Source organism: Acinetobacter seifertii (assembly GCF_000368065.1).
GTDB lineage: Bacteria > Pseudomonadota > Gammaproteobacteria > Pseudomonadales > Moraxellaceae > Acinetobacter > Acinetobacter seifertii.
The window spans coordinates 2,173,306-2,193,627 of the sequence record NZ_KB851200.1 but is presented as its reverse complement, the minus strand read 5'-3'; the positions used below and the strand labels follow the sequence as shown (position 1 = coordinate 2,193,627).

General features: G+C 40.2%; 16 protein-coding genes and 1 pseudogene. 12 read left to right on the top strand and 5 right to left on the bottom strand.

The window, feature by feature from the left end; genetic code table 11:
• Nucleotides 1-54: 54 nt before the first annotated feature.
• Nucleotides 55-747, top strand: a complete 693-nt coding sequence (locus F985_RS17775) for a YggS family pyridoxal phosphate-dependent enzyme (protein ID WP_004703282.1) — start codon at nucleotides 55-57, stop codon at nucleotides 745-747.
• Between the two features lie 106 nt (nucleotides 748-853).
• Nucleotides 854-1,696, top strand: coding sequence for an undecaprenyl-diphosphate phosphatase (locus tag F985_RS17770; RefSeq protein ID WP_004703281.1), 843 nt, complete (start codon nucleotides 854-856; stop codon nucleotides 1,694-1,696).
• 122 nt (nucleotides 1,697-1,818) lie between these two features.
• Here the strand turns inward: F985_RS17770 and F985_RS17765 are convergent, their stop codons facing one another.
• Together F985_RS17765 and F985_RS17760 are read right to left on the bottom strand one after the other, a co-directional pair.
• The gene (locus tag F985_RS17765) at nucleotides 1,819-5,415 is read right to left on the bottom strand and encodes an AAA family ATPase (protein ID WP_004703280.1); all 3,597 of its coding nucleotides are present in this window, start codon (nucleotides 5,413-5,415) and stop codon (nucleotides 1,819-1,821) included.
• A 9-nt stretch (nucleotides 5,416-5,424) separates the two neighbouring features.
• Nucleotides 5,425-6,693 carry an exonuclease SbcCD subunit D gene (locus F985_RS17760; RefSeq protein ID WP_004703279.1) on the bottom strand — a complete coding sequence of 423 codons (1,269 nt, stop codon included), beginning with the start codon at nucleotides 6,691-6,693 and terminating at the stop codon, nucleotides 5,425-5,427.
• A gap of 164 nt (nucleotides 6,694-6,857) precedes the next feature.
• Here F985_RS17760 and F985_RS17755 point away from each other — a divergent pair, with 164 nt between their 5' ends.
• Complete coding sequence (locus tag F985_RS17755) at nucleotides 6,858-7,331, top strand: OsmC family protein (RefSeq protein ID WP_025469187.1); 474 nt, start codon at nucleotides 6,858-6,860, stop codon at nucleotides 7,329-7,331.
• Between the two features lie 74 nt (nucleotides 7,332-7,405).
• Here the strand turns inward: F985_RS17755 and F985_RS17750 are convergent, their stop codons facing one another.
• Nucleotides 7,406-7,783 carry a VOC family protein gene (locus tag F985_RS17750; RefSeq protein WP_004703277.1) on the bottom strand — a complete coding sequence of 126 codons (378 nt, stop codon included), beginning with the start codon at nucleotides 7,781-7,783 and terminating at the stop codon, nucleotides 7,406-7,408.
• Between the two features lie 219 nt (nucleotides 7,784-8,002).
• Between F985_RS17750 and F985_RS17745 the strand changes: the two genes are divergently transcribed.
• From F985_RS17745 to F985_RS17710, 8 genes and pseudogenes are all read left to right on the top strand, one after another.
• Nucleotides 8,003-9,469, top strand: coding sequence for a DUF3375 domain-containing protein (locus F985_RS17745; RefSeq protein WP_004703276.1), 1,467 nt, complete (start codon nucleotides 8,003-8,005; stop codon nucleotides 9,467-9,469).
• A gap of 12 nt (nucleotides 9,470-9,481) precedes the next feature.
• The gene (locus F985_RS17740) at nucleotides 9,482-10,267 is read left to right on the top strand and encodes a DUF4194 domain-containing protein (RefSeq protein WP_004703275.1); all 786 of its coding nucleotides are present in this window, start codon (nucleotides 9,482-9,484) and stop codon (nucleotides 10,265-10,267) included.
• The gene (locus tag F985_RS17735; RefSeq protein ID WP_004703274.1) at nucleotides 10,267-13,353 is read left to right on the top strand and encodes an ATP-binding protein; all 3,087 of its coding nucleotides are present in this window, start codon (nucleotides 10,267-10,269) and stop codon (nucleotides 13,351-13,353) included. The genes F985_RS17740 and F985_RS17735 overlap by 1 nt, the downstream gene beginning before the upstream one ends.
• Before the next feature lie 58 nt (nucleotides 13,354-13,411).
• Complete coding sequence (locus F985_RS17730) at nucleotides 13,412-14,113, top strand: IS1-like element ISPa14 family transposase (RefSeq protein ID WP_001223318.1); 702 nt, start codon at nucleotides 13,412-13,414, stop codon at nucleotides 14,111-14,113.
• Between the two features lie 27 nt (nucleotides 14,114-14,140).
• Nucleotides 14,141-14,440 (top strand): annotated as a pseudogene (locus tag F985_RS17725) (hypothetical protein); the annotation flags it as partial.
• The gene (locus tag F985_RS17720; protein WP_004703270.1) at nucleotides 14,433-15,635 is read left to right on the top strand and encodes a Wadjet anti-phage system protein JetD domain-containing protein; all 1,203 of its coding nucleotides are present in this window, start codon (nucleotides 14,433-14,435) and stop codon (nucleotides 15,633-15,635) included. The pseudogene F985_RS17725 and the gene F985_RS17720, both read left to right, overlap by 8 nt.
• Nucleotides 15,636-15,928: 293 nt before the next feature.
• Nucleotides 15,929-16,381 (top strand): ABZJ_00895 family protein, encoded by a 453-nt coding sequence (locus F985_RS17715; RefSeq protein ID WP_004703268.1) that lies wholly within the window; start codon nucleotides 15,929-15,931, stop codon nucleotides 16,379-16,381.
• 83 nt (nucleotides 16,382-16,464) lie between these two features.
• Complete coding sequence (locus F985_RS17710; RefSeq protein WP_004703267.1) at nucleotides 16,465-17,370, top strand: TIGR01777 family oxidoreductase; 906 nt, start codon at nucleotides 16,465-16,467, stop codon at nucleotides 17,368-17,370.
• On the opposite strand, the gene F985_RS17705 is transcribed toward F985_RS17710, so the two are convergent.
• Nucleotides 17,362-18,477: an NAD(P)/FAD-dependent oxidoreductase gene (locus tag F985_RS17705; RefSeq protein ID WP_004703264.1), complete on the bottom strand. Its 1,116-nt coding sequence runs from the start codon at nucleotides 18,475-18,477 to the stop codon at nucleotides 17,362-17,364. The two genes, F985_RS17710 and F985_RS17705, sit on opposite strands and share 9 nt — an antisense overlap.
• Before the next feature lie 25 nt (nucleotides 18,478-18,502).
• Complete coding sequence (gene hemB / locus F985_RS17700) at nucleotides 18,503-19,516, bottom strand: porphobilinogen synthase (RefSeq protein ID WP_025469186.1); 1,014 nt, start codon at nucleotides 19,514-19,516, stop codon at nucleotides 18,503-18,505.
• A 142-nt stretch (nucleotides 19,517-19,658) separates the two neighbouring features.
• On the opposite strand from hemB, the gene F985_RS17695 reads away from it, so the two are divergent.
• Entirely contained in the window at nucleotides 19,659-20,156 is a 498-nt protein-coding gene (locus F985_RS17695) for a thioesterase family protein (RefSeq protein WP_004703260.1), read from the top strand.
• The last annotated feature ends 166 nt before the right edge of the window (nucleotides 20,157-20,322 follow it).

Genomic DNA, 20,322 nt, shown 5'->3' with positions numbered 1-20,322 from the left:
CACCTCACTTTAGGTGAAAAGCAAAAAAGTTTTTTGAAAATGAGAACCTTGTCAATGAATTACCTGCAAGATGCGCGGCAGCACGTATTACAGCAAATTAAAACTGCTTGTGAGCATGCTCAGCGTGCGCCTGAAACTGTGCAACTTTTAGCCGTATCAAAAACACATCCAAGTGAAAGATTGCGTGAAATGTATGCAGCAGGGCAAAGGGCATTCGGCGAAAACTATTTACAAGAAGCTTTAGATAAAATTGAAGCTCTGCATGACTTAGATATTGAATGGCATTTTATTGGTCATGTTCAACGCAACAAAACTAAGCATTTGGCTGAAAAGTTTGATTGGGTGCATGGTGTAGATCGTTTGATTATTGCGGAGCGTTTGTCTAACCAGCGTGGTGATGAGCAAACTGCACTTAATATTTGTTTGCAAGTGAATATTGATGGGCAAGACAGTAAAGATGGCTGTGCACCAGAAGAAGTTGCTGAATTGGTTGCTCAAATTAGCCAATTACCAAAAATCAAATTACGTGGCTTAATGGTCATTCCGGCACCGAACAATACCGCTGCTTTTGCAGATGCTAAAAAGCTATTTGATGAGGTGAAAGAGCAACATGCTCATGCGCAAGACTGGGATACATTAAGCATGGGAATGTCGGGCGATTTAGATGCCGCAATTGCAGCAGGTTCAACCATGGTTCGTGTAGGAACGGCATTGTTTGGTAAGCGTGATGCGATTGAGAAAAAATAACTTTTACGGTTTAGCTAAATATTTTGTGGTGGAACTGTAATCAATTAATTTAAATTTAATTTTCCTCGCTTATAACCCAAATATTTTATATTTGAGTGTGTAATGTATGGATTTGTTGCATGTTTTCATTCTGGCAATTATTCAGGGCTTTGCTGAATTATTGCCGGTTTCTAGTTCCGCACACGTTATTTTAGCTGAAAAGTTAATGGGGTATGATCCATCTGCACCTGACATGACATTCTTACTTGTGATGTTGCATACAGGTACAATGTTTGCAGTGATCGTTTACTTTTGGAAATCTTGGCGTAAGACCTATTTTTCTTCTTGGGAAAGTTTTAAAAAACAAGCCTTCTATATTATTTTGGCAACGCTCATTACAGGCGTGCTTGGTTTAGCGCTCCAATCTATGATTAAACATGTGTTCTTCGGCGGCGCGAGTAGTTTCGAAATTGAGCACTTGTTTAGTAACTCTAAACTCATGGGGGCTGCGCTGATTTCGGCAGGTGTTCTGATTATTTTATCTTCGCGTTTAGATCGCGGCCAGCAAGGTGAAATTAGTTTGCGTAGTGCTTCTATTATTGGGGCAGTGCAGGCGTTATGTTTACCTTTCCGTGGCTTTTCACGTTCTGGTGCAACCATTTCTACAGGGCTATTTTTAGGTGTATCTCGCCAAAAGGCTGAAGAGTTCAGTTTTGCGTTGGCTGTGGTATTAACACCAGCAGTAATTTTAAAAGAATTATATCGTTTAGTTCACGCTCAAGGCTTACAAACTGTAGCTCATGGACAAGTGTTCCATTCGATGGTTCCAAGCTTGTTGGGTATGTGCTTTAGCTTTGGTGCTGGTCTTTTAGCGCTAAAATGGTTGTCTTCATGGTTAGAACATGGCCGTTGGCATTTGTTCGGTTTGTACTGTATTGGTTTTGCAGTTGTCGTGCTCTGCGTTAATTAATTTTTTGATGTTTTAAAAATAAAAAATTAGTGCAAGACCATACAAGAAAGAAAGGGGCGTAAATAATACGCCCCTTTGTTATATAAGATTCAATCAAATTTAAGATAAATACCTAGATTAAATTAACCTACGACTTCAATGGTGCTCGCACCAGCACCTAGTGGTTTCACTTGTATTTGTACTGGAATACGTTCATGCATTTCTTGAATGTGTGAAATGAGAATGACCTGACGACCCTGATTTTGTAATTGGTCTAAAGCATTCATGACCATGTGCAAAGATGAGGCATCCAAAGTACCAAAACCTTCATCAATAAACAGTGATTCAATTTTCATTGAACCCGATGCCATATTGGCGATCGCCAATGATAAGGCCAGTGCAGTTAAGAATGACTCACCACCAGATAAAGAGGCAACTGAGCGAGTTTCCCCATCCATGTCGTGATCAATAATCGCAAGGCTTAAAGACTGATCTAGACGTTTAAGTGTATAGCGTTGAGAGAGCATGGACAGTTGCTGGTTGGCATGTTCAACTAAAATATCTAGGTGATATTGCTGAGCGTAGTCGCGGAACTCTTTACCTTTGGCATCACCGATCAAGCCTGAAATTTTGCTCCAGCGATGTTCTTCTTGCTGAATATTTTGAATTTGCTCGGCGTATTGTTGCTGTTTTGCAAGGTTTTGCTGATGGACTTCAAGCTTAAGCTTAAGCCGATCACGTACTTCAAGTTGGGCTTTAAGCTCTGCAATATTGTCTTGAATGAGGCTAACAAGCTTTTCATATTCAATATCTGGCTGAGTTTGTAAGTGCTCGCTTAGTTGCTCTTGCATGGTTTTTAGGGCAGAAGAAGCTTCACTTAATAGACGCTCGGCATGATTAAGGCGGTTACGAATGTCTTGCTCTTGGGTTGAATTAATCTGCATGAGCGCCGTAAGATCAGATGCTTGAAAATCAGTGTGGGCTTTTAACCAGTTTTGAATTTGCTCATCAACCTGCTGCTGATGCCCCGCAGTGTGTTGATGTTGATGTTTAAGTTGATCGAGAGCTTGTTTTTGCTGCTCAAAGTGCTGTCTAGTTTGTTCGAAGCGTTGTTTAGCTTCATGATACGTCGTTTGTTGCTGCTGACGTTTAGCGTCGTGCTCAATTAACCATTCGTGCGGTTTAATATCACCATGGCCTGTCATTTGTTGAATGAGTGACACCGCTTTTTCATTATTTTGTTGACCTTTAAGTGTAATCTCTTTGAGATTTTGATCGATCTCATCAATTTGCTTGGTTAATTGCTCAAGATTGGCAACTAACATTTTAAGGTCTTGTTGCTGTTGTTCAAAACGCTGTGCAAGCTGTTCTTGTTGTTCAAGTTGCTTGGCGCGTGCATCAAGAATAGTCCAAGTCTGCTTAGCCGTTTGGCTACTCGACTGCTGCCATGCGTGTTGTTCAGCTTCCGATAAACAATCAACAATATGCTGAACTTGTTGTTGCCATTGCTGCGCCGTATTAAGCAAACTTTCATTACGTTGAATCGTTTGAACGAGCTGATTATGTTGTTTAATGGCTTGGGTTAAACGTACGTTTTCTGAGTCAAATGAATTGATAGTAGTTTGCGCGGCTTGTCTGAGTTCATTAAGCGTTTGCAAGATTTGTTCAGGAGCTTGATTAAGCTCAATGTGTAATTGATTGAGGTTAAATGCTTGCTCAAGCTCTTGCTGCAAGCTTGATTGTTTGGCTGTAAGTTGAGTTAAGTACTTCTGAACTTGTTCAAGCTCGGCACTACACTGGGTCAGTGTTTGTTGTTGGGTTTGCCATGTATTAAATTTAGTTTGCTCTAACGCTACTGCCTGTTGCTCTTGTTGTTGTTGCAAGTCGAATAAAGCTTTAGAGACTGCACTGTCATCAACACGATAGGGATGCTGTGTGCTTCCACACACTAAGCAAGCTTCGCCGTCTTTAAGATCGGCCCGTAACTTTTCGATATTTTCTGTGTGTAATAAACGCTGCTGTTGTAAAACGTGCTGTAACTTTTCACGTTCAGTTTTTGCTGTTTGGTAGTCTTGTTCAGCTAACTGGCAAACGGTTTTAAGTTGCTCTTCTTGCGTAGAGGCTTGAGTTTGTTTTTCAGTGAATTGCTCAAGCTCAGCATAGAGCTCATGATAAATTTTTATTTTCTGTTGTATCAGATCTAACTGCGTGACTTGAGCAAGTTTCTGATCTTTATCTTTACGTTGTTGTTCAAGCTTTAACTCAATTTGTTCAACTGTGCCTAGTAAAGCTGTGAGTTGTTCAAGTTCACTTTTAGCTTCCGATAGCTTTTGGCGAGCAAGGGTAGGGTTGCCGAGCTGCTGTTCAATCGCTTCGTAATTTTGAATAAATTGCCCGAGCTGATGTAGATGTGCTGAAAGGCCTTTGTCTAATACAGCATATTGCTGAGTCTGAGTAAGCTGCTGCTGTAGATGAATTTGGTTTTGCTCAAGCTGTGTAATATGCTGTTGCACAGTATTTTGCTGTTGGTGTAGTGGACTCAGTTTTTGTTCAAGAGTATGTCTTTTTTCTTTGCACTTTTTATATTCATCGGCAATAAAAGCACGTTCTTGAATGGACTGTCGAACTTGATTTAAAGCCTGTTGATGCTGTTGCTCAAAATCCAGCGTTTGTTTGAGCTGTTGTTCTGCAAGTTGATATTGTTTTTGTCCTGTTTCAAAAATTTGCACTAACTCATTAAACTTGGTTTGAGCTTGCTGAATTTGCGGCTCAAGTTGTTGTAGGGTTTGTAAATTTTGAGATTGCTGAAAAACTTGTGGGCGTATTTCAGAGAAAACTTCGAGTCGTTTTAATTGCTCACGTTCACCAGCCATTTGTTGATGATGATTTTGTTGAGTTTGAAACTGTTGCTGTTTAGCTTGAACTTCTTGCTCAAGTTTTGCTTTGCGTTCAAACCATTGTTGCTGTTTGTCTAAGACATGTTTTTGTTGTTCTAACTGTTGATAGTTTTGTTCAGCTTGCTGGTATTGTGCGGTAAATGCAGCAATTTCTTCATCAGACAAAATTTCAATGTGACCTAAAAACTCTTCCAGCTGTTTACGCTGTTTTGCAATATCTGCTGTTTTACGAAAAGCCAGTTCACCAATTTTAGCAAAAATACTGGAGTTGGTTAGGTACTCAAGTAATTCACCACGTTCGCTGTCTCGTGCTTTTAAAAATGCAGTGACTTCGGACTGCGCGAGTAATACGGCACGAGTAAACTGTTCAAATGAAAGTTGGGTAATTTGTTTAACTTTTTCATCAACCGCTTTGGCTTTATCGGCAAGCACCACACCATCGGTTAGGCATTTTAAGTGACGCTGTACACTTTGTAATTTACCATTTGGGTTTTCACGCGCACGTTTAATTTCCCAGCGCGCCAAATAGCGTTTTTGATCTTGTGCAATAAAGCAAAGCTCAGCAAAACCATGTCCTGTACCACGGCGTAAGACAGTTAAAGGAGAGTTAGTGAGTAACTCTGAACCATCGACATCTTTTAATTTGCCATCACTGTCTTTCAAGCGAGGCACCCGATTAAACAAAGCCAGACACATCGCATCTAAAATGGTCGACTTACCTGCGCCTGTTTTCCCTACAATTGCAATCAGACCTGCATGGGCGAGAGGCGCGCTTTCAAAATCAATAAAGTGTTCATCAGAAAGAGATGCCAGATTTTTTATTCGAATGGATAAAATTTTCATGACATATCCTTAGGGGGTTGCATCATTTTCAAGATTTTTTTGTGCTTCTTGTACCAGACTCAGAAAATCTTTTAAGACTGCATCATCTGCGCTGTAACCTTGTTTTTCCCAAATATTTTGAAAGAGTTTTTCGGGTGTAGGTGGTTCAAGGGCGATTTGCTGAGTGGTATTTGAATCGGTCGCGTCTTTATTCACATATTGACGTGAAATACGCACTAAACGGTAGCGGTCGGGCGGCAGGGCTGCTTCAAACTGCTGACGTAAATTAGGTTGCGGCGGCGTTAAACTATAATATTCAATATCGACATATTCACGGTGGTCAATATTCTCAATTACGCCGTTTGGCAATGCTTTGAGTTGTTGCAAGACCTCATTTAATTCACCACGAATGCGGTGCAATTGTATGCAACGCGGAATTTCGACAGCGTCAAATTGCAAACGGTTGTTTGTCTCTTGAGTTGGGTCAATTTTGACGTCAACCACTTGGTGCTTATAGTTAATTTCACTAAAGGAAAGCGGAATGGGTGAGCCACTATAACGAATGTGAGGCTGACCTACTTTTTGTGGTTTATGTAAGTGTCCTAAAGCCACGTAATCGACAGCATCTTCAAATAATGTCGTTGAAAGTGCCTCTTCATTACCAATAATAATTGGGCGTTCAGAGTCAGATGTTTCTCCACCTTGCATGTGTGCATGTGACATCAAAATAAGCGCTTGGTCTGGTGTCTTACGACATTTGGCTTCGGCAATGAGTTGCTGGTGCAAATAGGCAATCGCATTTTTGCTATTGGTGGTATGCTCGTTAAAGCCCGTAATTTCGGCTGAACGTAAAAAAGGCAGGGCAAGGCACCACGCCACAATATCCTGATTTTGATTATAAATAGGCAAAAGTAGTCGATCGAGATCTAGGGTTTTATCTTCATTCCAGCGAACCACGCCCACGGTTTTTGCATTGTATTTTTCTAGAAGCGGTTCGACCTGTTCAATACGGTAGCCTGAGTCATGGTTACCCGCAATCATGAGCGTTTGCATGTGCGGTGCAATGCGATGTGCATCTGCTAAAAATTGGTAGAGTTGTTTTTGTGCTTGAGAGCCCGGGTTAATGACATCAAAAATATCGCCGGCAATGAGCAGGGCATGCGGTTGTTTTTCTTGAATTTGAGTGAGTAACCAGCTTAAAAATTGTTGGTGTTCGTAGTGGCGTGAATGATTATAAAAAAACTGCCCCAAATGCCAGTCAGAAGTATGTAAAAAATGTACGGACATAGAAACAGACATCAAGCCAAAATAAACACAGATACGTTAGCATAAATTGGCAGGAGATTTTATCAAGACATTTTAAAGTGCTCGTTATTTAAGCCAGCCGTAAAACCTGAATTAAATTGTTCTTTTTAAACCCTGCTTTGTTACTATCAGGTCAAACCATGAACTTTGAGAACAAAATGACTATTCATAAATATGAAGTAAAAATACAGTGGGAAGGCAATACGGGCACAGGTACTTCATCTTATCGTTCATATAAACGAGACTTTAGTATTCAACATCCTCAGAAAACCACGATTCAAGGTTCATCAGACCCAGCCTATTTAGGTGATATGACCAGATGGAACCCAGAAGATTTATTGGTTGCTTCAGCTTCAGCCTGCCATAAACTTTGGTATTTACACTTATGTGCGGTCAACCATATTCACGTACTGAGTTATGTCGATAAAGCACTTGGTTTTATGGACGATGCAGATCCCGTTAAACGCGGTCACTTTACCCAAATTATTTTAAGACCAGAGATTGTTTTGGAAAAAGGTGCTGACCAAGAGCTTGCTGCAAAACTGCATGAAGAAGCACATCATGAATGTATGATCGCCAATTCGGTAAATTTCCCAATTACATGTGAAGCCACTTTTAGCTTTGCCGAATAATTAATATGAAATAGCCACCGATAAAAAAGCGGTGGTTATACATTAAAAATAAATAGAGTTGTTAAACAAGCTCTTTAAGCTGCATTTTCATCGGCTTGAAAAATGCCAAAAACGTTGTGATCTAAATCGACAAAATAGCCATGCCAAGCGCGACCGGGAATGGCGAATTTATCCATTGCGACAATACCGCCTTGCGCTAAAATTTTTGCAGCCACTTCATCGAAGTTTTCCACATGAACTGAACAGGTAAATGCATTGGTGCCATATTCCATTGGAGGTGTTTGAGCGGGACGTTTTAAAAGGCCGCCCATAATTGAAGGGGTTTCGATACGGTAGTATTCAATCGGTAAGTTTGGATCTAATTTAAATTGCCAGCCGAACACAGCTTGATAAAACTGCGCGTCGCGAGCAGGGCTTGAAGACTGGATTTCAAAATAGGCAATGTTGTTCATGTTTAGCTTTGTATTTTATTCCTTTAATAAATTGTATCCTAGAATATACTTAAGATTAAGCATATCTATGTATTTGGTTTAATTTAAATTTTATATAAAAAAACTTTATCATCATATAAAGAATACGACATTTTATGTCGCTTACTCTAATTGCTCTAGTATAGGTTTATTAAAAATTTAATTATTATAAAACATTATATTTATAACTAATGAAAATATATGAATATTCAGGGAGTACAGGCAACTTACCGCCGTTTATATCATGAAAGTTCAGTCTGGAAATTATTAAGGGCGGAAAATGCACCACTCATTCTAGCATTTATTGCAGATCTATTTGCGGAAAAAGCCGAAGTTCTGTATGGACATGCCAGAAACCTACTTGATGAATTTATCAAATATAGTCGTGAACAAGGACTGTGGCAAACTGAAAATAATGCAGCCTACTATTTAAATAGTTGGATTAAGGCTGGTTGGTTACGTGAAATGGATGACTTACTCAGCAAGACCGATACCAGTGAAACAGTATTACGTTTTTGTCGCAATCTGGATGAACGGCATAGCAGTACCACTGCGTCACATTTAAGAATTGTACAGGATGCTGTTCGGGATTTTGTAGTGGCTATCAGTGACAATATTGATGATCGGGTGGCCTTGTTAGAACAAAAGAAAGCACAGATTCAACAGGAAATTGATGATCTACATGCGGGGGTAGTTACGCAGCTCAATGAAACGGAGCAACGAGAACGAATTCGGGAGATTTATCATCTTGCTTCTATTTTAACAGGTGATTTTAGACGAGTTGAAGATGAAATTCGTCAGTTAGACAAAGAGTTAAGGGTTGAGATGATTGGGGGCAATGCTTCACGAGGTGAGGTGTTACTTGCATTGATGCAAAAAGAACAACTACTTGCCAAGAGCGATGCGGGCAGTGCTTTTGATGGTTTTTGTCAATTATTGCAGGATCAGGATCGTTCCACTGAATTTCGGGAACAGCTACGCAGTATTCTCAATCATCCTGTGGCACAACAGCTCAGTGAAGCACAAAAGAAATATTTAGGGCAACTTATGCGTGAATTGGCACGGGAAAGTAGTCGGGTCTTTCAGGTACGTTGTAGAACAGAAGAGGGCCTTCGGGCATATATTGAAAGCGGTGCCGCACTGGAAAATCGTATGATTGATTGCTTACTGTCTCAATTGGAAAAGCAGGCGGTGAATTTAACACTGGAACAGCAATTTGATTTAAAGACTGAAACACAGATGTATTTAGCCGTAGGTTCGGTTCAAGTTAGCTCACCAGAGAATTTTGCATTGAAAAGTCCTAATGAGCATATGGATACACGAGGCGTACAGCAGCAGCAAAATCGTAAAGAACCAAGTGCTCAGATGCTGCAATATTTGGACAGTGTACAGGTTCGGGTGGTTGCTGAAAAAATACACAATACTTTGCTAAAAAAAGGTGTGATGAGTATTGCCGATTTAACTCAAGAATATCCATTACAGGCAGGTCTAGAGGAGTTAGTGGCGTATTTGCGTATTGCCAAAGCCATTAAAGCGCCTCAATTGACAGAACAAAATGAGCAGATTCAGTTTAGGGACCAGCATGGCGTGAATCTGCAAGCCAGTATCCCGACCTATTATTTAAGTGCTGAATTATTTCCTGAAAATTTAGATGAACTGACATTATAAGAGTGTAGAGAGATGCAACCACAAAAAAGCAGTTTTTTTGACAGAGTACGTCGCCCATCATCTGATGAAAACCATGATATTCAATCGCAGTGCATCGCGGAAGTCAAAGATGAGTTTACAGGGGGTGAAGTGGATCAAGAGCTAGAAAATGATCCTCAGGCAAGCGATGAACTGTCTAGTATGTCGCATGAGGCCAGACGGGTTTTGGTCTATTTGATGCGGCAGGGAACAATTTTAGCAGCCGAAAACCTGAAACTTTTTGATGTGTTATGTCGTTATGAAACAGCGATTCGTCAACATCTTGCAGAAGTGTATATTCAACTGATTTTAGATGCCAGACAGGGCGTTGCCTATATTATTAATGTGGAAGGCATTGGTAATGAAAATGATAATAGTCCATTATCAGATGATTTTCCCACACTGATTCGTAAACGTACTTTGACTTTGTATGATACCTTGGTTCTGCTAATTTTACGTAAATATTATCAGGAACGAGAAACCGCAGGTGAGCAAAAAATTATTATTGATCTGGAGCGGATTCAGGGAAGTTTAATTCCTTTTATTCCGATTACCAATCATGAAAGTAAAGATATTAAAAAATTAAGCGGTACTTTGGATAAATTTAGTGAAAAGAAAATACTTAGTGTGATACGTGGTGAAGAGGGGCGTTATGAAATTACACCGATTATCCGTTATGTGGTCAATGCCGAATTTCTACAAAGTTTATTAAGCGAATATAAGCAATTGGCGGATAAAACAGCTCTGCATCAATCTGAACAAAATAAAGGAAAAGTATAATGCAAGAGATGACTTTGGATACCTTATTTGCTCAGGGACAAATTCGTTTGGCAGAAATTTCAGTGTTTAACTGGGGGTCATTTCACAATTTGCACACGGCTCGTATTGATCCTGAGGGAACATTAATTACAGGGGATAATGGAGCAGGAAAATCCACTTTTATTGATGGGTTGATGGCGTTATTACAACCTGCCAACAAAGCCAGTTTTAACGTGGCAGCAGCACAGGGCGACAGTTCTGATCGTTCACTTGTGACTTATATGCGAGGCAGTTACGGCTCTGAGCATGATGGTTCAAGTACTAAAGTCAAAAGCAAGCGGGAAAAAGCCGTGACTACGGCACTTCGAGCCTTGTATACCGCAGAGGATGGTTCGCAGATTACCCTGATTGGACTCTTCTGGATTGGACAGGGCAAAAATTCGCTCAGTGATGTCAATCGTTTATATATGATTGCCAGTCGCAATGTGTTGCTTACTGAAGTATTGGATATTTTTGCCGATGGTAATACTCGCCAACTGAAACAGCATTTTAATCCGAAAACTGATCAACGCATTCATTATTTTGATAATGATTTTAAAAGCTATCAGGACATGTATCGTAAATATTTATTTATGGATAATCAGAATGCACCTGCATTGCTTGCTCGGGCATTAGGGTTAAAGAAAATTGATGATTTGACCAAGCTGATTCGGGAACTGGTGTTGGAACCCAGCAATTTAAGGGAAACTGCTCAGACGGCTGTCAATGAATTTGCTGATTTAGAGGCAAATTATAAGCATCTGGTAGATACTCGGGAACAAGTCGAACATCTACAACGTTTGCCACAATGTGCTGAACAGATTGCCGAATTGACACAGCATTTGGCGCAGCTTCATCTGGAAAAACAATCTATTAATGCTTATTTGGGTGAATTGTTTGCTGCATTATGGACAGAGAAATTACAGCAACTTGAGCAGGAATTGCTACAGCTCAATCAACAGTTTCAGCAGATTGAACAGCAGGAACAGGATGCAGAAACACGGCAAGAACGTTGTCATGAAGAATATTTGCAACTCGGGGGAAACCAGATTGAAAACTTGCGTAAAGAGCTAGGCTTTATCGCCGATAAGCTCAAAAGTTTGGTCTTGGAGGCATCTCGGTATCAGGATGATGCCCGACAATTACAGCTTTCTGATGATTTAACTGAACATCGTTTGCTGGAAAACCATGAGATAGCGACTGAAAAACTGGTCAATATTGAACAGAATACCAAGCAACGCCAAGATGAATTTGCCGAAGTCAGTGGTAAATACGCACAAACTCAGCAACAACTCAAGGATATTCAGGAAGATATTCAGGAAATAGAAGCCAGACCTGACAGTAATATCCATGATGTGCATTTACTGCGTTTACGTGATGAATTAAAACAGCATCTATCTTTTGATGAACATGAACTGATGTTTATTGGAGAGTTGATTGATGTTAAAGATTGCGAAAAAGCATGGCAGGGAGCCATTGAACGAGCACTAGGCGGACTCAAAACCACTTTACTTGTGCCACAGGACCGCTATTCCATGGTGACTAAATGGGTCAATGCTCGTAATAATAAAACCCATGTGCGTTTACAAGTGGTCAATACAGAGCAATTAGGGCATGTCCCTTTTAAGGACAATGGTTTTCTGGGTAAATTACTTTGGCGAGAACACGCCTATCGTGACTGGTTAAAACAGCATTTACAGCGTTTCGATTTAAATTGTGTGAGTGATACCCAAACACTGGATCATACACCATTTTCCATGACCCAACAGGGCTTGATTCATTTGGAAAGAGGGCGCTTCGAGAAAAAAGATCAACAACGTATTGATGAGCGTAAAGCATGGTGTCTGGGTTTTTCTAATACTTCTCGTCTAAACTTACTCAAACATGAATATAGTCAGTTAGAACAACAGCTTAAACAGCAATACCAACAGATTGAACAGGCTCGGCAGTTACTCAATAATATTAATCAGCAAAAAGGCTTATGGGAAAGGTTGCAGCGTTATCAATGGGATGCCATTAATTTACCATATTGGCAACAGCGCCAGCAGCAGACGCACCAGGATTTGCAGCGTTTACAACAGACAGATTCCGATGCTGAACAGGCTCACCAGCGTTGGGAAGCGGCAAAAAATGAATTAAAACAGATTCGCTTACAAAAAGGTGAGTTGCAAAAAATCCGAGGTCAATTAGAACAGCAACATGGTGATATCCAGTTAAAACAGCAAAAAGCTCAACAAGCAGCCGAGCAGGTAATGAATGATGATGCGCGACAGTTATTGAAACAACGGATCGGTGAAGTCAAACAACTGGATGATGCGTTGCAGGCAGAAATCGAACGAAAACTTGAGCGTTTAATTGGGCAGACAAATGACCAAAAAACGACGATCAGCAATACCGCCAATGGTATTATGGTGTCATTCCGCAGTAAAGATAAATGGACACATATCCCATTACAACGAGAATGGGCAACAGGTTTGGTAGCGCTGGATGACTATGTCGCTTATTTACAGGAGTTACAGCAGGAGGGTTTGCCGAATTTGGTTGAACAATTTCAACAACGTCTACATAAACATACTACCCAATCTTTAAGTGTGATTCAGGATAAATTGAATGTCAATCGGGAAGAAATTATTGACCGAATTGACATGATTAATCAGGTATTACAACGCACGGAGTTTAAGCTCGGTAGCTATTTAAGACTTGGCTATAAGAAAGAAAAATATCCACATGTACAGGATTTCGAACAACGTTTAAAACAGGTTCTGTCTGGTGTAAATAGTGAAGAATATGAACGTCGTTTTAAACAGTTGGCGGAGTTGATGGCGATTTTGGACAAGGCCAGCAGCTCGGCAACCGCCAATAATCAGGAAAGTCTACGTTTGCTTGATCCTCGTTATCAAATGTCATTTCATGCAGAAGAAGTGGATGCACAAACAGGGGTAATACGAGATGTGCTTGAGTCTTCCAGCGGTAAATCGGGAGGTGAAAAAGAATCCTTTGCAGGCACGATTGTCGCAGCAAGTCTAGCTTATGTACTGACACCTGATGGCTATGATTATCCAATTTAGGTGGTGTTTCAAAAAGTATGCTGAAACAAAGCAGGTTGAATTTTGATAAAATAGAGAAATGCGAATAACTCTAGAAATCAAATGTCCAACCTGCCTCAGTGACAGTATAAAGAAAAATGGCATCAAAGTAGATGGGAAACAAAACTATCAGTGCAAAGACTGTAAACGTCAGTTTATTGGTGACCATGCTCTGAGCTATCTAGGATGTAATTCAGGCATTACTCGAAAAATATTACAGTTGATGGTCAGAGGTAGTGGTATACGAGATATCGCTGAAGTTGAGCGAATCAGTATCGGTAAAGTTTTACGTACTTTAACCGAATCGACCTACCAAATTCAGCCTAAACAAAGTCATTATGAGTCTCTTGAAGTTGATGAGTTTTGGACTTTTGTGGGAAATAAAAATAATAAACAATGGCTTATTTACGCCTACCATCGAGAAACAGGTGAGATTGTTGCTTATGTTTGGGGTAAAAGAGACTTAGCTACAGTTCAACGATTGAAAACAAAGCTTAAACAATTAGGTATTCACTACACCCGAATTGCAAGTGATCATTGGGACAGTTTCATAACTGCTTTTAAAAACTGCAAGCAAAGTATTGGTAAATTTTTTACTGTAGGTATTGAAGGTAATAATTGCAAAATAAGGCATCGAATTAGGCGTGGTTTTAGAAGGAGTTGTAATTTTTCAAAAAAGATTGAAAACCATTTTAAAGCTTTCGACTTAACCTTTTTTTACATCAATAATGGCTTCATTTAATGTCAGCATACTTTTTGAAACACCACCCCAATTTATAGTACTGTGTTTTTAGATGAGGCCTTTTCCAACACTGCCGAAGCGGTCAGCCGCCGTGTACTAAAGGTATTTAAGGCACTCAAAATTCATGTCAATCTAATTACGCCTTATAAAAACCTGAATCTGGCGCGTGAATCAGCTCGATCATTATTAATTGCTGAGCGTGATATTGATCAACATGAAAGTCATTTATGTGAAGTCACATGGCAAGAGATTGATGAACGGATGCAGCAACACAAACAGACAGTAGCAGCAGAAGCTGAACAACTTGGAATTCAGCTTTATGGCTAGAACAGCAGCATGGGGACTTTTGCCTGATGATGCCATTGCCCAATTACGCAAGAAAGAATGGGATCATCAAAGGCATTTAAAACAACGCTTGCGTCATCAACGTCCATTCCCGATTGTACTTTCACTCAAAGCCCCGACAGGCCAGCAGGCAATGAGCAATCTGGATCATTTCCATACATTTTTTAAGGCATGGAAAAATTTTGTCTATCCTGATCTGGTGGAATGGCAACAACGTCAATTCAAACAGTTGGCAACACAACAAGTCCCTGTTAAGTTGATAATTCCTACATTGGAGGTCATGGTGGATGTGCTAGGACAGCAACAGCGATTTAAAAAAATTTCAGATAAAATTTCCTATTTGTTACTGCAGCCATTTGTACAGCCACAAGTGGAATATGCTTTGTTCTGTACATTAATTGAATATTTGGAACTGCTTGAACAATATCGTGAGGCAGACTGGCAATTGCTGATCCAGTTGATCTCTCAGCTTAAAGCAAATATGGGGGCAGGAAATTATTTAAGAGCATTACCTTTGCAGCATGTTGATACCAAGTTTTTAGAAAGAAATGTGCTGTTGGTCGAAGCCATTTGTGATGTCTTATACCATGGAGAAGTACAGGCAGCAGGTGGATTACTAAATTGGCTCAATTGCCTGGATCATCCGAAAGGCTGGCTGATGATCAAACCTTTATGTACCCTGGTGCAACAGTCATTGGGAGGACTGCCAGTTTTTCAGCTTTCTACCGATGTATTGATACAATTTGAATTGCCTGCTCAACATATTATTGTGATTGAAAATGTTCAGTCAGGTTTAGCTTTACCTGTGATCGAAAATACGATTGTTGTCTGTGGCGGTGGTAAAAATATTAAATGGCTAGATGCACTTTGGCTACAAAATAAACAAGTATATTACTGGGGTGATATTGATTCCGAAGGATTAAATATCCTGAGCATGGTACGACACAAAGTTCCGGATGTTATTCCTTTGATGATGAATGAAGCCACTCTATTACAATTTCAGGATAAAATGGTGGATGAGCCTGATTCAGTTTTTCTTGAACCTAAATATTTAACAGACGAAGAATTAATATTATTTCATCAATTAAGAAGTAAGGCTTATATCCATAAACGTCTAGAACAAGAAAGAATCACTAATGATTGGATCAGAGAAAATTTAAAAAGACAAATTAAATAATACTATTATATTTGATTAAAAAATAAAAACCGACGATTCGAGTGATGAGAGAATCGTCGGTCAAAGACTTCATCAAGGGTTTGGCTGCTAACAAAACCTAATCCGAAGGAAGAAAGAGTCGTAATGAAAGGTCACCGAAACAATTTTGCGGATGCCGTGCAAAGGAAGTATTCGGTTGCTGCGACCTTGTTACTCTATATAACGTCAAGAGATTCGGATTGGTTGACAGAAAAATGAAAAAAAAATGAAAAAAATTTATAATTATTTTTTGAACCCATAAATTAGGCAAAAATATGACCAAATTACGTTCTTACTTTCTCTGGTTTTTTGCTATATGCATCATACTTACCTTAATTGTAGGCGTTGTTGCAGCACTATTGCCAGCGAGTGTAGGTGGTATTTTAACAGCCGTTCCATATTTAGGTGCAATGATTTTTGTCTTATTCAGATTTTTAAAGAAAGAACGCCGTGCTCCGACTGTACCAGAAAAAAAGAAATTTACTTTAGGGTTTACCCTCATATTCTGGGGCTATAACTTATGCGGTGTTTTATTTGGTTTGTTTTTATTTTCAAGACAAGACCCTGAAATTTTGCAAAACTTTATGCTTTACCTCAAGCAGCCTCAGTTCTTAAGTATTATGGTCATTATGATTTTAATGCTGGCTATTCCGCTTTATTTAATTACCTACTGGTTTTATGGCAAACAGGCACAACGCATGGCTGACAAAATGTTGAATGTACAATAGATCACTACAAAAACAGCTACGATTAAATATAAATGAGTTTTATATAATGAAATAAAACAATTGTCCTCAGCTTAGGAGGAAATATGAATAAGAATGTATTAATCACGGGTGCTAGTGGTTTTATCGGAACGCACTTAATTAAGTTCCTATTACAAAAAAATTATAATGTGATTGCTGTTACACGGCAGGCTGGAAAGGAATCTGACCATCCTGCCTTACAGTGGGTACAAAAGTTTGAAGATATTACGACCCGTCAAATTGACTATGTGGTGAATTTGGCTGGTGCAAATATTGGTGAGAAACGCTGGACCGAGTCACGTAAAAAACAACTAATCGAAAGCCGTGTAAATACGACCCGAAAATTGTATGCGTGGCTCAAACAATCTGAAATTTTTCCAGAAGTGATTGTTTCTGGCTCGGCCATTGGCTATTACGGTATAGACGATCAAGAAAAGTGGGTAGAGGCGTGCACTGAACAAAGCTCGCCACAGCCTATTTTTATGTCTCTACTTTGCCAAGAGTGGGAACAAGCAGCTTTAGCAGATACTCAGCAAAACACTAAAATTATTCGTTTAGGTGTGGTGTTTGGGAAGGGCGGTGGCATTTTGCCTAAAATGTTATTTCCTATTCGACTCAATTTAGTCGGTCAAATTGGTCATGGTCGTCAGCCTGTGGTGTGGGTGCACATTGAAGACGTATTAAACGCCATCGAGTTTATATTTAAACATCCTCAATCTGCTCAAATTCATAATGTGGTGGCACCAGAAAACGTGACTCAAAAGGTATTTGTTGAGCAAGCTGCTGCGGTACTTAATAAGAAACCAATGTTGTCAGCACCAAGCACGGTTTTTCGCTGTTTGTTAGCAGAACAGTCGCAATTGATTTTAAATGGTCAATACGTTAAACCTGCTGCCTTACAAGCTGAAGGATTTGAGTTTACTTATCCTCAGTTAAAAATGGCTTTAGAGAATATATTGGCGTCAGGCTAAGATTTTATTTTGCAAACGCTCTGGTGAATATGCTTTGGCATCAACTAAGGTCGGTTGATTCAGCATAAGCTGACGGAGCAATTGCGCAGAACCTGCGCCCATACATAAACCATTTCTAAAATGACCAAAGTTTGCCCATAGGTTATCCATTTCAGGCATTTTGCCAATATAGGGAACGCCATTTGGTGAACTTGGTCTTAGGCCTGCCCAGCGCTGTACGACCGGGAAATCGGCCAGTTCAGGCACCATTTCTAAACACGCTTCTAAAATATTGTGCTGAGTCGTTTCGTCGGTAGAAGTGTCAAAGCCACGATGTGCCATGCTAGACCCACACACAATATGCCCGTCCATACGTGGAATCAAATACATGACTCGATTCATACACATGGTCGGTAGCCAGTGAGCAGGGGTTTTAAATAGCAGCATTTGACCTTGAACAGGTTCGACTGGAATGTCGAGTTGCAATTGAGAGTTCCAGTAATGGCTCCAAGCGCCCGAAGTTATTACAAAATGGTCTGCTGTATGTTTGCGACCATCTTCGGTTTGGAGCGCTTGTATAACATCGCCATGTTGAATCAGTTTTTTAACAGCAGTGTGTTCAAAAAACTCAACTTTTGGATGTTGTTTTAAATAACTAATCAGGGACTGTAATACGCGAGGGTTACGAATATTAGACAGTTCAGGAAAATAAATCGCTTCTTGAAACTGAACGGAAATATGCGGATTGACTTGCTCTAGCGCATCTCGCTGTAAATATTCACAGCGCTGCATCGGTTCTTGATGTTGCTCGGCATAGGATAGTCCAACGTCAAAATCTTCTTCATCAAAAATCAGCATGCCTGTGTCATGTATTTCAAAATCAATCCCTGTAATAGGGTAGAGCTTTTGGTTCCATGCTTGATAAGAGGCTTTACCAAATTGGGCAAGTTGGTTCACTGCATGCACATAGCGCCACGGGTACATCGCAGAGAGAATGCCTCCGCCAGCCCAAGAGGCTGCTTGTCCCGCTTGTTGTTGATCAAAAATGCTGACTTTACAGCCTTGTTCAACCAACTCCAGCGCAGACATTAATCCACTTATGCCCGCGCCAATGATTGCAATATGCATGCAGTGTTATCCTTTCTCTGCGAACTTAGTTCATTTCCTTGAGTTTTTCAGCAGCGGTTTCTGCAAAGTAAGTCCAGATTCCGTCTGCACCAGCGCGGCGGCAGCACATGAGTGATTCTAAAATCACTGAATCTGATAACCAGCCATTTTGAATTGCACCAGCTAACATTGCGTATTCGCCACTCACTTGATAAATGAATGTCGGAACACCAAAGGTATCTTTCACTTCACGTACCACATCCAGATATGGCATGCCCGGTTTTACAATCACCATGTCTGCGCCTTCTTGAATATCAAGCGCGATTTCATGTAACGCTTCGGCACGGTTGGCAAAGTCCATCTGGTAGTTATACTTATTACCACCTTTTAGGTTGGATGCAGAGCCAACAGCATCACGGAATGGACCATAGAAGCTAGATGCATATTTTGCAGAGTAGGCCATGATGTTGGTGTAGATATGGCCATTGGCTTCTAAAGCCTGACGAATTGCGCCAATACGGCCATCCATCATGTCACTTGGTGCAACGACATCAGCACCTGCTTCTGCGTGACTTAAGGCTTGTTTAATCAAGCATTCTACAGTCTCGTCATTGAGCACATAGCCTGTTTCATCAATAATGCCGTCTTGACCATGCGTGGTGTATGGGTCGAGCGCACCATCAGTAATTAGTACCATTTCTGGTAATTCTTTTTTAAGCAAACGGCAAGTAGTTTGTACTAAACCATCTTCATGCCATGCAGCTTCTGCGGTGAGGCTTTTATCTTCTTGTGGGGTAACTGGAAAAAGAGCCAGTTTTGATACGCCTAATTCCAGAAGTCTTTCAGCTTTTTTCAGTAACAAATCTGCCGATAAACGCTGAATGTTTGGCATACTTGGAATATCTTGGGTCTGATTTTGTCCTGGTAATACAAATACTGGATAAATCAAGTGATTGGTAGTGAGCTGTGTTTCGCTGACCATCGCACGCAACTGCTCATTTTTACGGATACGGCGCATGCGAGTGGCTGGAAATGCAGGACGATTGAACGTATAAGTCATAACAATCTCGATGTTCGGTATTACACTAGGATAGGTTGGCGGATATTCCATTACTGTCAACCGACTGCTGTATTGTAGCCCCATAATGCTAGATTTGTACAAAATTATGGGTGTTTATCATGCTTTTAAATTTAGGCAATGTATGAGTGATGAAAAGAAAAATTGGACTGGGAACATCCATTTAGGTGCAAAAACTGATCTGACTGTGGTGCTCAACCAATTATGTAAGGCGTTTAATAGCTCTCCTTTTTTTAAGCATAGTGGAATGATTATGCGTGTGGTGGACGGGCACATTGAAGGCTATATCGAGATGCAACCCAACCTGATTGGTAATCTGGCATTTCAGATTTTGCATGGCGGCGTTGCTGCAACTTTGCTCGATAGTATTGGTGGAATTGTGGCCATGGAACATCTCTATCGCCGTTCGACCCCAGAAACTTTAACTGAAACCATTAAGCAAGTGTCGCGTTTGGCAACTGTCGATATGCGGGTAGATTATTTGGCTCCGGGACGTGGTAAGTATTTTATTGCACGTGCGGAAGTGTTACGTTTAGGTCGTAAGGGCTGCACTATGCGCATGACGATGGTAAATGATGAAGATAAAGCCATCGCAGCAGGGATTGCTTCATATGCTTATTAGGCAATGAATTGAACCATTTTAAAGCGCCATGTGCGCTTTTTTTAGTGCTTAAAAAGCTGGAATTTTCATAAAAACTTTGAGATAAACATTAATTTAATTAGAACGAACGCATGAGTTATATTTTTTTATTCTCATATTGTGAGGTTTTAGCGTTAAAATTGACTGC

What these genes read in the sequence shown, in the direction of transcription:
- F985_RS17775 (WP_004703282.1), top strand. Translation starts at nt 55, where the DNA reads ATGAATTACCTGCAAGATGCGCGGCAGCACGTATTACAGCAAATTAAA.
- F985_RS17770 (WP_004703281.1), top strand. Translation starts at nt 854, where the DNA reads ATGGATTTGTTGCATGTTTTCATTCTGGCAATTATTCAGGGCTTTGCT.
- F985_RS17765 (WP_004703280.1), bottom strand. Translation starts at nt 5,415, where the DNA reads ATGAAAATTTTATCCATTCGAATAAAAAATCTGGCATCTCTTTCTGAT.
- F985_RS17760 (WP_004703279.1), bottom strand. Translation starts at nt 6,693, where the DNA reads ATGTCTGTTTCTATGTCCGTACATTTTTTACATACTTCTGACTGGCAT.
- F985_RS17755 (WP_025469187.1), top strand. Translation starts at nt 6,858, where the DNA reads ATGACTATTCATAAATATGAAGTAAAAATACAGTGGGAAGGCAATACG.
- F985_RS17750 (WP_004703277.1), bottom strand. Translation starts at nt 7,783, where the DNA reads ATGAACAACATTGCCTATTTTGAAATCCAGTCTTCAAGCCCTGCTCGC.
- F985_RS17745 (WP_004703276.1), top strand. Translation starts at nt 8,003, where the DNA reads ATGAATATTCAGGGAGTACAGGCAACTTACCGCCGTTTATATCATGAA.
- F985_RS17740 (WP_004703275.1), top strand. Translation starts at nt 9,482, where the DNA reads ATGCAACCACAAAAAAGCAGTTTTTTTGACAGAGTACGTCGCCCATCA.
- F985_RS17735 (WP_004703274.1), top strand. Translation starts at nt 10,267, where the DNA reads ATGCAAGAGATGACTTTGGATACCTTATTTGCTCAGGGACAAATTCGT.
- F985_RS17730 (WP_001223318.1), top strand. Translation starts at nt 13,412, where the DNA reads ATGCGAATAACTCTAGAAATCAAATGTCCAACCTGCCTCAGTGACAGT.
- F985_RS17720 (WP_004703270.1), top strand. Translation starts at nt 14,433, where the DNA reads ATGGCTAGAACAGCAGCATGGGGACTTTTGCCTGATGATGCCATTGCC.
- F985_RS17715 (WP_004703268.1), top strand. Translation starts at nt 15,929, where the DNA reads ATGACCAAATTACGTTCTTACTTTCTCTGGTTTTTTGCTATATGCATC.
- F985_RS17710 (WP_004703267.1), top strand. Translation starts at nt 16,465, where the DNA reads ATGAATAAGAATGTATTAATCACGGGTGCTAGTGGTTTTATCGGAACG.
- F985_RS17705 (WP_004703264.1), bottom strand. Translation starts at nt 18,477, where the DNA reads ATGCATATTGCAATCATTGGCGCGGGCATAAGTGGATTAATGTCTGCG.
- hemB (WP_025469186.1), bottom strand. Translation starts at nt 19,516, where the DNA reads ATGACTTATACGTTCAATCGTCCTGCATTTCCAGCCACTCGCATGCGC.
- F985_RS17695 (WP_004703260.1), top strand. Translation starts at nt 19,659, where the DNA reads ATGAGTGATGAAAAGAAAAATTGGACTGGGAACATCCATTTAGGTGCA.